The organism is Georgenia sp. M64 (assembly GCF_038049925.1).
Classification (GTDB): domain Bacteria; phylum Actinomycetota; class Actinomycetes; order Actinomycetales; family Actinomycetaceae; genus Georgenia.
In genome coordinates this window covers 3072398-3086466 of the sequence record NZ_CP145809.1, presented here as the reverse complement: position 1 = coordinate 3086466, position 14069 = coordinate 3072398, and the positions used below count along the sequence as shown (strand labels likewise).

General features: G+C 74.3%; 13 protein-coding genes. 6 read left to right on the top strand and 7 right to left on the bottom strand.

The window, feature by feature from the left end:
* Positions 1-24 precede the first annotated feature (24 nt).
* The 4 genes from AAEM63_RS13820 to AAEM63_RS13805 all read right to left on the bottom strand — a co-directional run bounded on the left by AAEM63_RS13820 (position 25) and on the right by AAEM63_RS13805 (position 5138).
* The gene (locus tag AAEM63_RS13820; RefSeq protein WP_341358825.1) at positions 25-1416 is read right to left on the bottom strand and encodes a polysaccharide deacetylase family protein; all 1392 of its coding nucleotides are present in this window, start codon (positions 1414-1416) and stop codon (positions 25-27) included.
* Positions 1417-1536: 120 nt separating this feature from the next.
* Positions 1537-2469 (bottom strand): glycosyltransferase family 2 protein, encoded by a 933-nt coding sequence (locus tag AAEM63_RS13815; RefSeq protein WP_341358824.1) that lies wholly within the window; start codon positions 2467-2469, stop codon positions 1537-1539.
* A complete protein-coding gene (rfbC, locus tag AAEM63_RS13810; RefSeq protein WP_341358823.1) occupies positions 2466-3083 on the bottom strand; it encodes a dTDP-4-dehydrorhamnose 3,5-epimerase in 618 nt (205 codons plus the stop codon). Before rfbC ends, AAEM63_RS13815 begins: the two co-directional genes overlap by 4 nt.
* A gap of 132 nt (positions 3084-3215) precedes the next feature.
* Positions 3216-5138 carry a SpoIID/LytB domain-containing protein gene (locus AAEM63_RS13805; protein ID WP_341358822.1) on the bottom strand — a complete coding sequence of 641 codons (1923 nt, stop codon included), beginning with the start codon at positions 5136-5138 and terminating at the stop codon, positions 3216-3218.
* Between the two features lie 177 nt (positions 5139-5315).
* On the opposite strand from AAEM63_RS13805, the gene rfbD reads away from it, so the two are divergent.
* The gene (gene rfbD / locus AAEM63_RS13800; RefSeq protein ID WP_341358821.1) at positions 5316-6164 is read left to right on the top strand and encodes a dTDP-4-dehydrorhamnose reductase; all 849 of its coding nucleotides are present in this window, start codon (positions 5316-5318) and stop codon (positions 6162-6164) included.
* A 98-nt stretch (positions 6165-6262) separates the two neighbouring features.
* Here the strand turns inward: rfbD and rfbA are convergent, their stop codons facing one another.
* Together rfbA and AAEM63_RS13790 are read right to left on the bottom strand one after the other, a co-directional pair.
* Positions 6263-7132 carry a glucose-1-phosphate thymidylyltransferase RfbA gene (gene rfbA / locus AAEM63_RS13795; RefSeq protein WP_341358820.1) on the bottom strand — a complete coding sequence of 290 codons (870 nt, stop codon included), beginning with the start codon at positions 7130-7132 and terminating at the stop codon, positions 6263-6265.
* 106 nt (positions 7133-7238) lie between these two features.
* Positions 7239-8324 carry a glycosyltransferase family 4 protein gene (locus tag AAEM63_RS13790; RefSeq protein WP_341358819.1) on the bottom strand — a complete coding sequence of 362 codons (1086 nt, stop codon included), beginning with the start codon at positions 8322-8324 and terminating at the stop codon, positions 7239-7241.
* Between the two features lie 101 nt (positions 8325-8425).
* On the opposite strand from AAEM63_RS13790, the gene AAEM63_RS13785 reads away from it, so the two are divergent.
* The 5 genes from AAEM63_RS13785 (at position 8426) to AAEM63_RS13765 (ending at position 13074) form a co-directional block, all read left to right on the top strand.
* Positions 8426-9412: a GDP-mannose 4,6-dehydratase gene (locus tag AAEM63_RS13785; protein ID WP_341358818.1), complete on the top strand. Its 987-nt coding sequence runs from the start codon at positions 8426-8428 to the stop codon at positions 9410-9412.
* A complete protein-coding gene (locus AAEM63_RS13780) occupies positions 9409-10380 on the top strand; it encodes a GDP-mannose 4,6-dehydratase (protein WP_341358817.1) in 972 nt (323 codons plus the stop codon). The genes AAEM63_RS13785 and AAEM63_RS13780 overlap by 4 nt, the downstream gene beginning before the upstream one ends.
* Before the next feature lie 125 nt (positions 10381-10505).
* Positions 10506-11720: a gamma-glutamylcyclotransferase family protein gene (locus AAEM63_RS13775; RefSeq protein WP_341358816.1), complete on the top strand. Its 1215-nt coding sequence runs from the start codon at positions 10506-10508 to the stop codon at positions 11718-11720.
* Positions 11714-12490 carry a hypothetical protein gene (locus AAEM63_RS13770; RefSeq protein ID WP_341358815.1) on the top strand — a complete coding sequence of 259 codons (777 nt, stop codon included), beginning with the start codon at positions 11714-11716 and terminating at the stop codon, positions 12488-12490. Before AAEM63_RS13775 ends, AAEM63_RS13770 begins: the two co-directional genes overlap by 7 nt.
* A complete protein-coding gene (locus tag AAEM63_RS13765; protein ID WP_341358814.1) occupies positions 12487-13074 on the top strand; it encodes a hypothetical protein in 588 nt (195 codons plus the stop codon). The genes AAEM63_RS13770 and AAEM63_RS13765 overlap by 4 nt, the downstream gene beginning before the upstream one ends.
* On the opposite strand, the gene AAEM63_RS13760 is transcribed toward AAEM63_RS13765, so the two are convergent.
* Positions 13071-13955 (bottom strand): TIGR03089 family protein, encoded by an 885-nt coding sequence (locus AAEM63_RS13760; RefSeq protein ID WP_341358813.1) that lies wholly within the window; start codon positions 13953-13955, stop codon positions 13071-13073. The genes AAEM63_RS13765 and AAEM63_RS13760 overlap by 4 nt on opposite strands.
* Positions 13956-14069: the final 114 nt, after the last annotated feature.

The following is a 14069-nucleotide window of genomic DNA, read 5'->3' as shown; positions in this document are numbered from 1 at the left end:
GTTCCGAGGTGGCCGGTCGCCACCTCAGCGGTAGTCGTCGAGGTCGACGAAGCGGTACCCGCGCGCCTCGACCTCACGGATGATCGCCGGCAGGGCGTCGGCGTCGAGGGTGCTGCCGTCGGTGGGGTGCGACCCGACGTGCAGGAGGACGATCTCGCCCGGACGCAGGTTCGCCAGCACCCGGCTGACCACCGTCGAGGCGCTCTGCCCGCCGGACGTGCCCTGCCAGCCCAGGGTGTCCACGGTCCAGCGGACCGAGCCGTAGTCCAGGCAGTTCACCAGCGAGATCGTCCGGGCGTCCCGCGCCCCGAACGGGAAGCGGAACCACGGGCGGGGATCGGTGCCGGCGAACGCGCGGATCGCCGTGTCGGCCGAGGTGACCTGGCCCCGCACGTCGGCGTCGGGAAGCGTGGTGAGGTCCGGGTGGCTCTGGGTGTGGTTGCCCACCGGGTAGGCCTGGCCGACCTCGGCGGCGAACGAGGGGAAGGACTGCGTCCACGCGCCGGTGAGGAAGAAGGTGGCCGGCGTCCCCGTGGCCCGGAGCGTGGACAGGATCGAGGGGATCCCGTCGGCGTTCGCGCCCGCGTCGAAGGTCAGCGCGACGACGCGCTCGGTCGTGGGCAGGACGGACCACTCCGTGCCCCGGAGGGAGGGCGGCACACCCGCCTCCGTCCGGGCGGCGTGGGTGCTCAGCACGCCGTCCCCGCACCGGCCGTAGATGGACACGAGGTCCGCGGGACCGGTGGAGGCGACGTTGCGCAGGTGCCAGGTGGCCCCGCGAACCACGCCGATCCCCGTGCGACCGTCGTCGTCCCAGTCCCCGGTGACCGGCACGTCACCGGGGATGCCGTAGCCGAAGGAGATGCTCGCGCCGCCGCCGTCGGGGGTGTTGCGCAGGTACCACCCGCCGGCCCGGACGACGCCGATCCCGGCCCCGCCGAAGCCGTCCCAGTCCCCGGTGACGGCGGTGTCCCCGGGTCGGCCGAAGCGGAAGCTGGACTCGGCGACCCCGCTCGTCGGGGTGCCCCGCAGGAACCACGTGCTGCCGCGCACGACGCCGATCCCGGTGCGCCCGTCGCCGTCCCAGTCGCCCACGACCGGGCGGTCACCGGCCCGGCCGAACGCGACGACGAGATCCGCCGCGCCGGAGCCGAGGGTGTTGCGCAGGTACCAGGTCCCGGCCCGGAAGACCCCGGGGGTGCGCACGCCGTCGTCGTTCCAGTCGCCCATGACCTGCACGTCCGCGCTGCGCCCGTACGTGAAGCTCGGTCCGCCCGCGACGAACCACTGGGCGCCGCGGGTGACGACCTGACGGTCGGGCTCGGCCGCCGCGCCGGTCATCCCCGGCAACATCAGGAGCACCCCCGCGACGACGCCGGCGAACACCCCTCGCATCGACCTTGCCACGGCGGCCATGGCGGACTCCTTCGTCCCGGTGCCACCATGATCCGCCGCGGTGGTCACCGGGACAAGGGGCTGAGGTCACCGGTCCGGGACGCCGCGGACGGCGTGGCCGCTCGCGTGTGCCGGCGCCGGTCAGGCGCCCAGGGGCCCCGTCCGGCCGAGGAGTCCGTCACGAAGGCCACGGGCGAGCATCGCCGCGCGCCTGCGACGCGGGGCGACCGCCACCACGTTGAACGCGGCGTACTTCGCCAGCCAGACCACGTACCCGACGCTCCACGCGAGCGGCATGAGGCCGGAGCGGATGAGCAGGACGGTGTTGCGCGCGAGGTAGTAGTTGCGGACAGGTGCGTGGACGTGGACCTCCTGGGCCCGCCCCGGCACCCGGGCGAGACGGTCGCCGAGCTCGTGGTCGAGCCGCGCGTCGGTCACCGCGAGGAGCGCGTAGCCCCGGCGGCGGGCGCGCAGCCCCCACTCGAGGTCGACGTGGTCGATGAACCACGCCTCGTTCATCGGTCCGACGGCCGCCAGGGCCTCCGCCGTGACGAGGCACCCGGAGGCGATGAGGAACGCCGCCTCGACCAGCCCGTCCCGCGCGTCCTCGGGCCGGGCCCGGCGCGGTCCCCACCGGCGGGTGACGTAGACCATCTGCTCGCTCGTCGAGCGGGTGTCGGAGGAGACCGGGCCCACGGCGCCGACCCGGCGCCCGGCGGCGGTGGCCCGCCGGAAACCGTCGAGGAGACGGCCGACCATGTCGGGCGCCGGCATGGAGTCCTGGTCGGACAGCAGCACGAACCGCGCGCCGAGGACCAGCGCCTGCTCGATCCCGACGTTCTGGGCGTGGGCGATGCCCTCGTTACGGGGCAGGGCGATCAGCTCCGCCCCCGTCGAGGAGCACGCCTCGGCCAGGTCACCCGCCGCCGAGCCGTTGTCGACGACGACGACGTGCTCGCACTGGGCGGCCAGCGCCGCGAGCAGGGACCGGGTCCGGGCGACGTCGGGGCGGTAGGTGACGACGACCGCCACGACCCCGGCGGCGCCCGGCGCCGACGCGCCCGGGGAGCTCACCCGCGCAGGGAGGCGAGGTAGTCCTGGACGGCCGCGTAGGTCGGCAGGAGACCGGTGTCACGGGCCTCCTCCAGGCCGGGGGCCTCCTCGTCCTTCTCCGAGAGCTGCAGGGTCAGCGGGGAGCCGTCACGCGCCGTCGTGGGCCAGTCGATCCCGACGGCCGGGTCGAGGGGGTTGATGCCGTGCTCGCGTCCGGGCGCGTAGGGCTCCGAGCACAGGTACACCACGGTCGAGCCGTCCTCGAGGGCGCAGAACGCGTGGCCCAGGCCCTCGGAGATGTAGATGGCGCGCCGGTCGACGTCGTCGAGGAGGACCGAGTCCCACTGGCCGAAGGTCGGCGAGCCGACGCGGATGTCGATGACGACGTCGAGGACGGCGCCGCGGGGGCACATGACGTACTTCGCCTGCGAGGGCGGGACGTCGGCGAAGTGGATGCCGCGCACCACGCCCGCGGCCGAGATGGAGGAGTTCGCCTGCCTGAGGTCCAGCGGGTGCCCGACCGCCTCGGTGAACGCGGTCTCCTTGAACACCTCGAGGAAGACCCCGCGGGGGTCGGCGAACTGCCTGGGGGTGATCTCCCAGGACCCCTCTACCTTCAACTCGCGGAACTGCACGGGGGACTCCCTCTCGGACGCGGCGGACGACGGCCCCCACCCTACTGCGGCCCGGCGGGCGGTTCGGGGCGGGGCCGGCACGTCCGCGCGGTGCGGGGCGCCTGACGCGGTGCGGACCCCGAGCCGCGGCGCTCAGGGTCTGCGGTGCACCCCGAGGGTGTCGTCGCCGTCGGCGTCCCAGTCCCCGACGAGGACGGTGTCGGTGGCCCGCCCGTAGGACACCACGACGTCGGCCGCGCCGCCCTCGAGCGCGTTGGCGAGGTAGTAGACGTTGGCGCGGCGCACCGCGAGGGTGTCGTCCCCGTCGCCGTCCCAGTCGCCGGTGAGCACGACGTCGTCGGGGCGCCCGTAGCGCACCTCGACGTCCGCCGGGCCGCCCTCGAGGGAGTTCTTGACGTAGTAGACCGCCTCGCGCCGCACGGTGAGGGTGTCGACGCCGTCGCCGTCCCAGTCGCCGACGTGCACCTCGTCGTCGGCGCGGCCGTACCGCACGACGACGTCGGCGACGCCGGAGGTCACCGAGTTCTTCACGTGGTACTCGCCGCCGCGGCGCACCGCGAGGGTGTCGACGCCGTCGCCGTCCCAGTCGCCCACGAGGACCACGTCGTCGGCGCGGCCGTAGGTGAAGGTGACGTCGGGCGGGCCGGCGTCGTTGGAGTTGCGGACGAGGAACGTCGAGCCCCGGCGCAGCGCGACGGTGTCGGTGCCGTCGCCGTCCCAGTCGCCGACGAGGGCGGCGTCGTCGCCGTAGCCGGCGTCGAAGACGATGTCCGCGGTGGAGGAGAAGGTCGTGGAGAGGTAGAACGTGTGCGGCGGGTCCTGCGGTCGCCACCAGGGGGAGAGCATCCCCAGGGACCACGACGCGCGGGGGACGGCGTGCACGCCGCCGCTGCACTCCACGGACAGTCCGGTGATGCGCCCGCCGAGCGCGCCGTTGCCGTCGCGGCCGGTGACGAGGAGGGCGGAGAGCGTCTGGCCGGACGGGCAGTAGCGGGCCGCCGTCGTCGCGCTGAGCGTGGTCGACCAGACCGTGCGGGTGTCCCCGGCCGCGGTGCCCGTGTAGGGGTCGGCGCGGGAGACGAGGTAGGGGGTGCTCGCCCCGCCCGCGACCGACCAGCCGCCGTTGGTCGAGGAGAACTGCGTCAGGGCCACGGCGCTGCCGTACGTGCGCACCTGACCGGCGGTCACCCGGATGGCGTCGTCGGAGAGGGCGTGCTCGCGGGGGGTGATCACGCGGCCGTCGGTGTCCACCGTCGCCCGCCCGCCGTAGACCTGGCAGGCCGTGGTGTCGCAGGTGTCGTAGCGGGCCGTGCGCCGCCCCTCGGCGAGCATGTAGCTGCGCGCGGCGACCGCCTGGGCGCGCACCGCCTGGGCACTCCACGACGCGGGCATCTCCTGGGGGACCACGCCGCGCAGGTACTCCTCGAGCGGGACGTCGTTGACGACGTCGAACGCGTCGTCGCCGCTCGACACGTCCGCCAGCCGCACGGAGCCGCGGTACCAGGTGCCGGTCGTCGAGCTGCGGGCCACGACGACGCCGTCGGCGGTGGAGACGCGCACAGCGGCGCCGGTGAGGGTGTGCCGGGCGCCGGTGGCGGCGTGCACGACGGTGAAGTCGTCACCCGACCTGGTGACGGTGAGCCGGCCGGCGCCCAGCGTCACCCCCGCCCCGCCGACGACCTCGACGCGCACCGACCCCTGGCCGGCCGGGGTCCACAGCGTCACCGTGGTGGTCCTGAGCAGGCCGAGGGAGGTCAGCCCCACGCCGATGGTCGGGTTCGCCGTCGTGCCCGGGAAGCTGCCCAGGGCGGACAGGGTGGTGCCCGGGTAGTAGAAGTCGAGGATCTGGGCGTGGGTCAGCCCCGCCTCGGCGGCGCCCTTGGCGCCCCACTGGGACATGCCCCGGCCGTGGCCCCAGCCCCGGCCGTCGACCGCCCACTCGCCGGACGCGGGCACGGGGTAGCGCTCGGTGGCGGCGCCGGCGGTGGGTGCCGGGAGCAGCGTCGCGGCCGCGACCAGCAGCGCGAGGACGAGCCGGGCAAGGGGTGCGCGCATGGGTGTCTCCGGTGAGCGGCAGGGGTGCGGCCCGAGACTACCCCCACAGATGAGGGCAGCGGAGGACGGCGGGCGTGATCGGGACAGGCGGGCTCATCCTGGCAGCGCGGCCACCGGTTCGGGGCGGGACCGGCCGACCGGATACCCTCGCGGACGACCGACGACGAGGGAGAGACGATGCGCTGGTTGGTGACAGGGGCGGGCGGCATGCTCGGCACGGACGTGGTGGCCCGGCTCGGGCAGGCCGGTCACGAGGTGCGCGCGGCGGACCGCGACGAGCTCGACGTGACCGACCCGGCGGCGGTGGAGGCGACGGTGCGCGACATCGACGTCGTCGTCAACTGCGCCGCGTGGACCGCCGTCGACGACGCCGAGACCACCGAGGCCCCGGCCTTCACCCTCAACGCGGTCGCGCCGCAGCTGCTCGCGCGGGCGGCCCGCGTGGCCGGGTCGAGGATGGTCCAGGTCTCCACCGACTACGTCTTCGACGGCGCGGCGAGCTCTCCGTACGCCGAGGACGCCCCCCTGGCGCCGCGCTCGGCGTACGGGCGGACCAAGGCGGCCGGCGAGTGGGCCGTCCGCGCGGAGAACCCCGACCACCTCATCGTCCGCACGGCGTGGCTCTACGGCGCCCACGGCGGCTGCTTCCCCAAGACCATGGCCCGGCTCGCCGCGGACCGCGACGAGCTCCAGGTCGTCGCCGACCAGGTCGGCCAGCCGACGTGGACCGCCGACGTCGCCGACCTCGTCGTGCGCCTGGTCGAGGCCGGGGCGCCGTCGGGCACCTACCACGGCACGTCCGCGGGGGAGGTGTCCTGGCACGGGTTCACCCGGGCGATCGTCGCGGCCCTCGGCAAGGACCCGGCGATGGTGAGGGAGACGACGTCGGACGCGTTCGTCCGTCCCGCGCCCCGGCCCGCCTACTCGGTGCTCGGCCACGACGCCCTCACCGCGGCGGGCGTGGCCCCGATCGGGCCGTGGGAGGAGCGCTGGGCCGCGGCGGCGCCGACGGTGCTCGCTCCCTGAGGTCAGCGACGAGCACGGGCAGCCGACCGCCCATCGAGCCGTCGGCTGCCGATGGTCCGGCTCCCAGCGCCTCGAGGGATGTGCCCCCGGGCGCTCGGTCAGATGCGGTGCTCGAGCAGTGCGATGAGGTACTCGCCGTAGCCGGACTTGCGCAGCGGCTCGGCCCGCTCGCGCAGCTCGTCGTCGTCGAGGAAGCCCCGGCGCCAGGCGACCTCCTCGGGACAGCCGATCTTGAGCCCCTGCCGGGCCTCCACGGTGCGCACGAACGCGGTGGCGTCGGCCAGGGAGTCGAAGGTGCCGGTGTCGAGCCACGCGGTGCCGCGGGGGAGGACCTCGACCTTGAGGCGGCCCTGCTCGAGGTAGACGCGGTTGACGTCGGTGATCTCGTACTCGCCCCGTGCGGAGGGCTGGAGGTCACGGGCGATCTCGATGACGTCGTTGTCGTAGAAGTACAGGCCGGGCACGGCGTAGGAGCTCTTCGGTCGTGCCGGCTTCTCCTCGAGCGAGACCGCGGTGAAGCTCTCGTCGAACTCCACGACGCCGTAGGCGGTGGGGTCGGCGACGTGGTAGGCGAAGACGGCGCCGCCGTCGATGTCGCCGAACCGGTTGAGGGTGTGGCCCATGCCGGGGCCGTAGAAGATGTTGTCCCCGAGGACCAGGGCGGCGCTGTCGTCCCCGACGAAGTCGGCGCCGAGCACGAAGGCCTGAGCCAGGCCGTTGGGCACCTCCTGGACGGTGTAGGAGATGTTGATGCCGAACTGCGAGCCGTCGCCGAGCAGGCGGTGGAACGACTCGGCGTCGTGCGGGGTGGTGATGACGAGCACGTCCCGGATCCCCGCGAGCATGAGGGTCGTGAGGGGGTAGTAGATCATCGGCTTGTCGTAGACCGGCACGAGCTGCTTGCTCACGCCGAGGGTGATCGGGTGCAGACGCGTGCCGGACCCGCCGGCCAGAATGATTCCTCGCATCCGCACAGTCTGTCGCAACTCCGGCCGCGGCGGCGCCCCGACGTGTCCCCGGCGCCGTCAGGCTCCCGGGCCAGGGGTGACCCGGCGCCCGGCGGACGCCGAGGGGTCAGCGAACGGGGATGCCCAGCACCTGGCACAGCTCGCGGCCCATGTTCTCCCGGGCGTAGCGCCGGCGGCACTGGACCTGGAACCGGGCGGCCAGCTCGCGGGTCGCGGTGCGGTCGGCGGCGAGGGCGCTCAGCCGCTCGCTCCACGCTGCGGGGTCCCCCGGCGGCAGGAGCAGGCCGGTCTCGCCGTCGACGACGGCGTCGCGCAGCCCCTCGAGGCTCGCGGCGACGACGAGCGACCCGCGCATCGCCGCCTCGACGGCGACGAGCCCGAAGCCCTCCATGTCGCCGTCGACGGGGATGTTGGGCTGGACGAAGACGTCGGCCCCGCGCATGAGCCGCTCCCGCTCGGCGTCCGGCACGGCGCCGAGGAGGCGGACCCGGTCACCCAGGCCCAGCTCGTCGACGGCGGCCCGGGCGCGCGGGGCGTCCACACCGTCGCCGGCGACGAGGTAGACCACGTTCGCCGGCAGGTGCGGGACGACCGAGCGCAGGAACCACACCACGCCCTTGCGCCGGACGAGGCGACCGAGGGTGAGCACGACGAGCTCGTCGTCGCCGATCCCCGTCGCGGCCCGCAGCTCCGCCGCCGCGGCCAGCGAGGCCGCTGCGTCGAGGCCGGGGTCCTCCACCCCGAGGCGCACGACGTCGACCCGTTCCGGGGGCGCGCCGGCGGCGACGGCGGCCGCCGCGGTCGCCGAGCTGATCGCGAGGACGTGGGGAGCGCGGGGGAGCACCCGGGCGATGACGCGCTGGTACCACGCGGGGCTCCAGACGACGTCCTTGCCCATCGCCATGGTCGCGTGCCGCACCCCCAGCAGGCGCAGGAGGGGGGCGAGGAGGAGGTGGAGGACGACGTCGCCGGTCAGGACGAGGTCGACCTTGCGGCGCAGGACGAGGGCGACCAGCCGGATCGTCGCGCCGGGCAGCCACAGCGGCAGCAGCCGGTTGGCGCCGCCGTGGGCGATGAGGTGGGTCGGGGTGGCGGCGCCCGCGCTGAGCGTCGCCCAGACGTCGCTCGCGAGGGTCTCCATCCCGCCCACCGAGGGCGGGAACTTCCGGGTGATGAAGACGGTGCCTGCCACGACAGCGCATCGTACGGCTCCAGGCCCGGGACCTGCAGGCGGGGCCAGGTCGCCGGGCCGATAGGCTGGGGCGTCCGTCGCCGACGATTCGAGGAATACGCATGACGCGCGCGCTGATCACCGGGATCACCGGTCAGGACGGGTTGTACCTGTCCGAGCTCCTGCTGGCCAAGGGTTATGAGGTCTTCGGCCTCATCCGTGGGCAGAACAACCCCAAGCGGGAGCTCGTCGAGCGGACCGTCCCGGGTGTGAGGCTGCTCACCGGTGACCTGACGGACATGTCCTCCCTGGTGCGCGCGCTCTCGGACTCGCGTCCGGACGAGGTGTACAACCTCGGGGCCATCTCCTACGTGGCGTACTCGTGGGAGAACGCCAAGGTCACCGCCGACGTGACCGGCCAGGGTGTGCTGAACATGCTCGAGGCGATCCGCCTGCACTCGCGCGGCGACATGAGCGGGATCCGGTTCTACCAGGCGTCGAGCTCGGAGATGTTCGGCAAGGTCCAGGAGGTGCCCCAGCGCGAGAGCACGCTGCTGTGGCCACGCTCGCCCTACGGCGTCGCGAAGGTCTTCGGGCACTACATGACGATCAACTACCGGGAGTCCTACGGGCTGCACGCCTCGTCCGGGATCCTGTTCAACCACGAGTCCCCGCGCCGCGGCCCGGAGTTCGTCACCCGCAAGGTCTCCATCGCCGCCGCCCGCATCAAGCTGGGCCTGCAGGACGACCTCGTCATGGGCAACCTCGACGCGAAGCGCGACTGGGGCTTCGCCGGGGACTACGTCGAGGCCATGTGGCGGATGCTGCAGCAGGAGGAGGCCGACGACTACGTCATCGCCACGGGGGAGACCCACTCCATCAAGGAGCTGCTCGACGCCGCCTTCGAGGCCGCCGGGCTCGGGGACTGGGCGCCCTACGTCAGGCAGGACCCGCGCTTCATGCGCCCGGCGGAGGTCGACCTGCTCATCGGCGACCCGTCCAAGGCGCGTGCGGAGCTGGGCTGGGAGCCGAAGGTCCGCTTCACCGAGCTCGTGCAGATGATGGTCGAGAACGACCTGCGCGAACAGGCGCAGCTGGCCCGGGTATGACGCCGCGGGTCGCCCTGGTCACGGGCGTCGCGGGTCAGGACGGGTCGTACCTGTTCGAGCGCCTCGCGGCCGAGGGGACCGTGGTCCACGGTCTCCTCCACCCCGACCACGGACTGCTCGAGGCGCCCCTGGCGGGCGCGGACGCTCTCGTGACGCACCGGCTCGACCTGGCCGACCTCGACGGCCTCGCCGGGCTCGTGCGCGAGGTCGCTCCTGATGAGATCTACAACCTCGGGGGGATCTCCTCGGTGGCCCGGTCCTGGGAGGAGCCCGCCCTCACCGGTGTCGTGAGCGGTGTGTCGGTCGCGGCGCTGCTCGACGCCGCCCTGGCGGTGCAGGAGGACACCGGGCGCGGCGTGCGGTTCCTCCAGGCCTCCTCCTCGGAGATCTTCGGCCAGGCGGACCGCGCCCCTCAGGACGAGACGTTCCCGCTGGCGCCCGTCTCCCCCTACGGCGCGGCCAAGGCCTACGCGCACCGGATGACGGGGATCTACCGGGCCCGTGGGCTGCACGCCGTCGCCGTCATCCTCTACACCCACGAGTCGCCGCGCCGGCCGCCGACCTTCGTCGCGCGGAAGATCAGCACGACGGTCGCCGAGATCGCCCGCAGCGGGGGCGGGACCCTGACCCTGGGCAACCTCGAGGCGCGCCGCGACTGGGGGTGGGCACCGGACTACGTCGACGCCATGGTGCGGGCGGTCCGGCACGACGTCGCGGAGGACCTCGTCCTGGCCACCGGCCAGACGCACTCGGTCGCCGACTTCGTGCGGACCGCCTTCGCGCACGTGGGGATCGAGGACTGGCAGGCGCACACCGTCAGCGCGCCCGAGCTGATCCGGCCGGCGGACGCGGCCGAGCAGTGCGGCGATGCCACGCGGGCCCGCGACCTCCTGGGCTGGACCCCCACCACCACCTTCACCGACATCGTCCACGCGATGGTCGACCACGACCTCGGCACGGCCGGCTGAGATCACCCGTCGCGCGCCGCGGGCTCGCGAGCGACGTCGGCGTGGGGGCCCGAGGGGTGGCGCCTCGTCTGCGACCCTGGCCGTGGCCGGCTGCCCGCCGGCCGTACCACCGAACGGAGAGCTCTGTGCGCACCGGTCTGGTCGCCGTCGCGGCCCTCACCCTGGTGCTGTCCGTGGGCGCAGGACCGGCGGCGGCGAAGGGCGGGGAGATCGGCGGCAGCGGGAACGAGTACTTCCGCAGCGACCCGGCAGGCGCCCCGACGACCGTCCACCAGACCTTCGGGCTGACCGACGACGGTGCGCTCGTCGGCGACTGGGACGGGGACGGGGTGGACACCCTGGCGGTGCGCCGGGGGAACCGGTACCACTTCAAGAACACGTTCTCGGGGGCGATCGCGAACTTCTCCCAGTCGTACGGCACCGTGGACGACGAGGTGCTGGTGGGGGACTGGGACGGGGACGGGGTGGACACCCTGGCGGTGCGCCGGGGGAACCGGTACCACTTCAAGAACACGTTCTCGGGGGCGATCGCGAACTTCTCCCAGTCGTACGGCACCGTGGACGACGAGGTGCTGGTGGGGGACTGGGACGGGGACGGGGTGGACACCCTGGCGGTGCGCCGGGGGAACCGGTACCACTTCAAGAACACGTTCTCGGGGGCGATCGCGAACTTCTCCCAGTCGTACGGCACCGTGGACGACGAGGTGCTGGTGGGGGACTGGGACGGGGACGGGGTGGACACCCTGGCGGTGCGCCGGGGGAACCGGTTCCACCTCAAGAACACCTTCAGCGGGGCGATCGCCGAGAAGGTGGTGACCTACGGCCGGGACTCCGACCACGCCTTCTCGGGCGGTCTCGACGCGGCCGGCGGCACCGGCCTCGGGGTGCGTCGACCGCCACCCGCGCCGGAGCCGGCCCCGGCACCGGACCCGCAGCCACCCGTCTTCACCTACGGGACGCTGCGCAGCGGACAGAGCGCCCACTACCTCGTGGAGGGCCGCACGAGCTGGGAGCAGCTCACCCGGATGCCGTACATGGACCTGTACATGATCCCCGGCTACACCTTCCCGTGGGCGGTCCCGAGCGCCGGGGAGTACGGCGCGGTCGGTGAGCTGATGGACTTCCCGTCCGCGTCGTACTGGGACATGATCGCCCGCCTGGACCGCTACGAGCTCTACGACCCCTCCCTGCCCCCGGACAGCCAGCGCTACTACTACCGCACGCAGCGGCCCACCCTCCACGCGCCGTCCGCGTGGGTGTACGTGGCCACCCAGCGGTGGCAGGACTACGCCCGCAGCAGCGGCACACTCATCACGACGGGGGACTTCACGCGATGGTGACCACCAGGGTCCTGGCAGGGATCGCGGCCGCAGCGGTGCTGGGCGCGTCCCTGGGCGCGACGGCCCAGGGCGCCACGCAGTCGTCGGAGGCCACGGACGCCCCAGCGGTCGCGCAGTCCTCGGAGACCCCGGCGGCCCCTCGGCCCACCGACGCCTCGGCCACGGCCCCGGCGGCCCCTGAGCGCACCGACGCCCCGGCCGCGACGGCCCCGGCGGCGCCTGAGCGCACCGACGCCCCGGCCACGGCGGACCCGGGTCCCGGGGCGGCCGAGGTGGCGGCACCGGACCTGCCCGCCGCCGCCGAGGAGCCCGCCGGCGACCGGGTCGTCCTCTCCGGGCGCGGCAACGTCGTCAAGGCCGTGGGCGAGCCCGCCGGGCTCACGGGCCCCGACGGCGTCCCCGCGTTCGAGCTCACCGTCACCGAGATCGCTGTCGTCGGCTCGTGCCCGGGCCGCGGGGTCTCCGTCCCGCCCGAGAACGGGCACTTCCTCGTCGTGGACGTCCTCGCCGCCGTGGCCGAGGGCCGCGAGGGCTTCATGCCGCTCGGGGCGGAGGCGTTCGGCATCGTGGGGCCGGACGGCGTCACCGAGGCCGGGACGGCGACGACGGCGTCGTGGGGGTGCTTCGAGATGTCCCAGCTGCTTCCCCCGTTCGTCGGGCCCGCGGAGCACGGGGCCGGCAAGGTCGTCCTCGACACGGCCCACACCTCGGGCACGCTCGTCTACCGGCCGCTCGGCGCGGACGGGTGGGAGTGGGAGTTCGGCGGGTGAGACGCACGCCCGTCGGGCTCGGCGCCCTCGTCGTCGTGCTCGTGGTGGTCGTCGTCCTCCTGTCGGCACGCCCCGAGGGGCGACCCCCGGCCACCCCGACGGGCACGACGTCCGGGTCGGCCGCGCCGCCGACGGCCACCGCGCCGCCCACCGACCAGCCCTCGCCCCCTTCGGTCCCCCTCGGCACCCCGGTCGACGTCGCCGCGCCGGACGGTGGTGTCCTCACCCTCACCGTGGACTCGCTCACCGTGGCGGCCAGCTGCCCCGCCCGGGGCGGCGCCACGGCCGAGCCCGAGCTCGCCCACTTCGTCGTCGCCGAGGTGACGGCGCTGTTCGCCGCAGGCGGCAGTGACGAGGACGCGGCCCGTGTCGACGCCGGCAGCTTCGTCATCCGTGCGCCCGACGGGCGTACCCAGCAGCTCGTCGCGACCGCGTCGTCGTTCGCGTGCTTCGACGCGGAGCAGCTCCTCCCGCCCTTCGTCGAGGACGGTCAGGAGGTCAGCGGCCTGGTCGTCCTGGACTCGGCGACCGCGCACGGCCGCGTCGTCCACGCCGCCGACCCCCGGGCGGCGTGGGAGTTCTAGAGGCGGCTGTCCACCCGCTCGTCCTCGGCGACCCGGCGCCGCACGTCCGCCGGCACCCCGGGCTCGACGAGCACCACCGAGCCGCCGCCGTGCCAGGTGCGCACGGCCTGCTCCAGGAGGTCCGCGACGTCGTCGGGCGCGAGCAGGGCCCGGACCGGCGCGGCCGACGCGGGCTCGTCGACGTCGTCCTCCTCGGCGGGCACCACCGCCGCGTCGTCGTCCGGGCCGCCGATCGAGTCGAGCTCGTCCTCGTACCCCGGCTCGAGGTCGACGTCGTCGGCGTCGATCTCGTCGTCCTCGGCGGCGCCGGTGGCCCACCCGGCGAGGTCGCCGTAGGTCACCTCGAGGTTCTCGGTCACGAGCGCGAGGTCGGTGGACTCGGGCTCGCTGACGTAGCCCAGCTGGTCGCCGAAGGTCATCAGCTCGGCCGCGGCGTCCACGACGTTGGCGCCGAGCGGGTCGCCGTCCCACCGCATCGCGAGCGCCGGGAGCGCGACGGCGAGCACCAGCTCCGCGTCGTCCTCGCCCGGGGACTCGCCGGGTCGTGAGGTCACGACGACGTCCGGGGCGTCGGCGTCCTCGTCCTCCTCGAGGAGGTCCTCGGACGGCAGTGTGACCTGCGCGCCGGCCACCCAGCTGCCCAGCGCCCACACGAGCGTGCGCCAGTGCACCGGCAGGTCGAGCACGACCACCGTGCCAGGGCCGGCGTCGGCCTCCTCGACGAGGAGGTTCGCCGCCTTGGTCACCCAGTTCCCCAGCACCCGGCCCGACAGCTCCGTGCGCTCGCCGTCGACGCCGTACCAGGTGAGGCGAGGGCCGGTGGCGCCGGGGCCGAGCAGGGCGGTGAGCAACTGACCGGGGAGGGTGTCGGGGTGGCTCATGGTCCGAGCCTAGGGCCAGGACCGTGGCCGGGGCAGGCCTTGGCGGGCGTGGTCGTGCGCCGACCGGGTGCGCGCGATCACGGGGTGTGCTCGGGCCCCACCTGCCCTGCACCG

Excerpts from the sequence above, each read along its gene's own strand:
- rfbA (WP_341358820.1), bottom strand. The coding sequence starts at position 7,132 with ATGCGAGGAATCATTCTGGCCGGCGGGTCCGGCACGCGTCTGCACCCG.
- AAEM63_RS13770 (WP_341358815.1), top strand. The coding sequence starts at position 11,714 with ATGGTGACCACCAGGGTCCTGGCAGGGATCGCGGCCGCAGCGGTGCTG.
- rfbD (WP_341358821.1), top strand. The coding sequence starts at position 5,316 with ATGCGCTGGTTGGTGACAGGGGCGGGCGGCATGCTCGGCACGGACGTG.
- AAEM63_RS13785 (WP_341358818.1), top strand. The coding sequence starts at position 8,426 with ATGACGCGCGCGCTGATCACCGGGATCACCGGTCAGGACGGGTTGTAC.
- AAEM63_RS13780 (WP_341358817.1), top strand. The coding sequence starts at position 9,409 with ATGACGCCGCGGGTCGCCCTGGTCACGGGCGTCGCGGGTCAGGACGGG.
- AAEM63_RS13820 (WP_341358825.1), bottom strand. The coding sequence starts at position 1,416 with ATGGCCGCCGTGGCAAGGTCGATGCGAGGGGTGTTCGCCGGCGTCGTC.
- AAEM63_RS13760 (WP_341358813.1), bottom strand. The coding sequence starts at position 13,955 with ATGAGCCACCCCGACACCCTCCCCGGTCAGTTGCTCACCGCCCTGCTC.
- AAEM63_RS13805 (WP_341358822.1), bottom strand. The coding sequence starts at position 5,138 with ATGCGCGCACCCCTTGCCCGGCTCGTCCTCGCGCTGCTGGTCGCGGCC.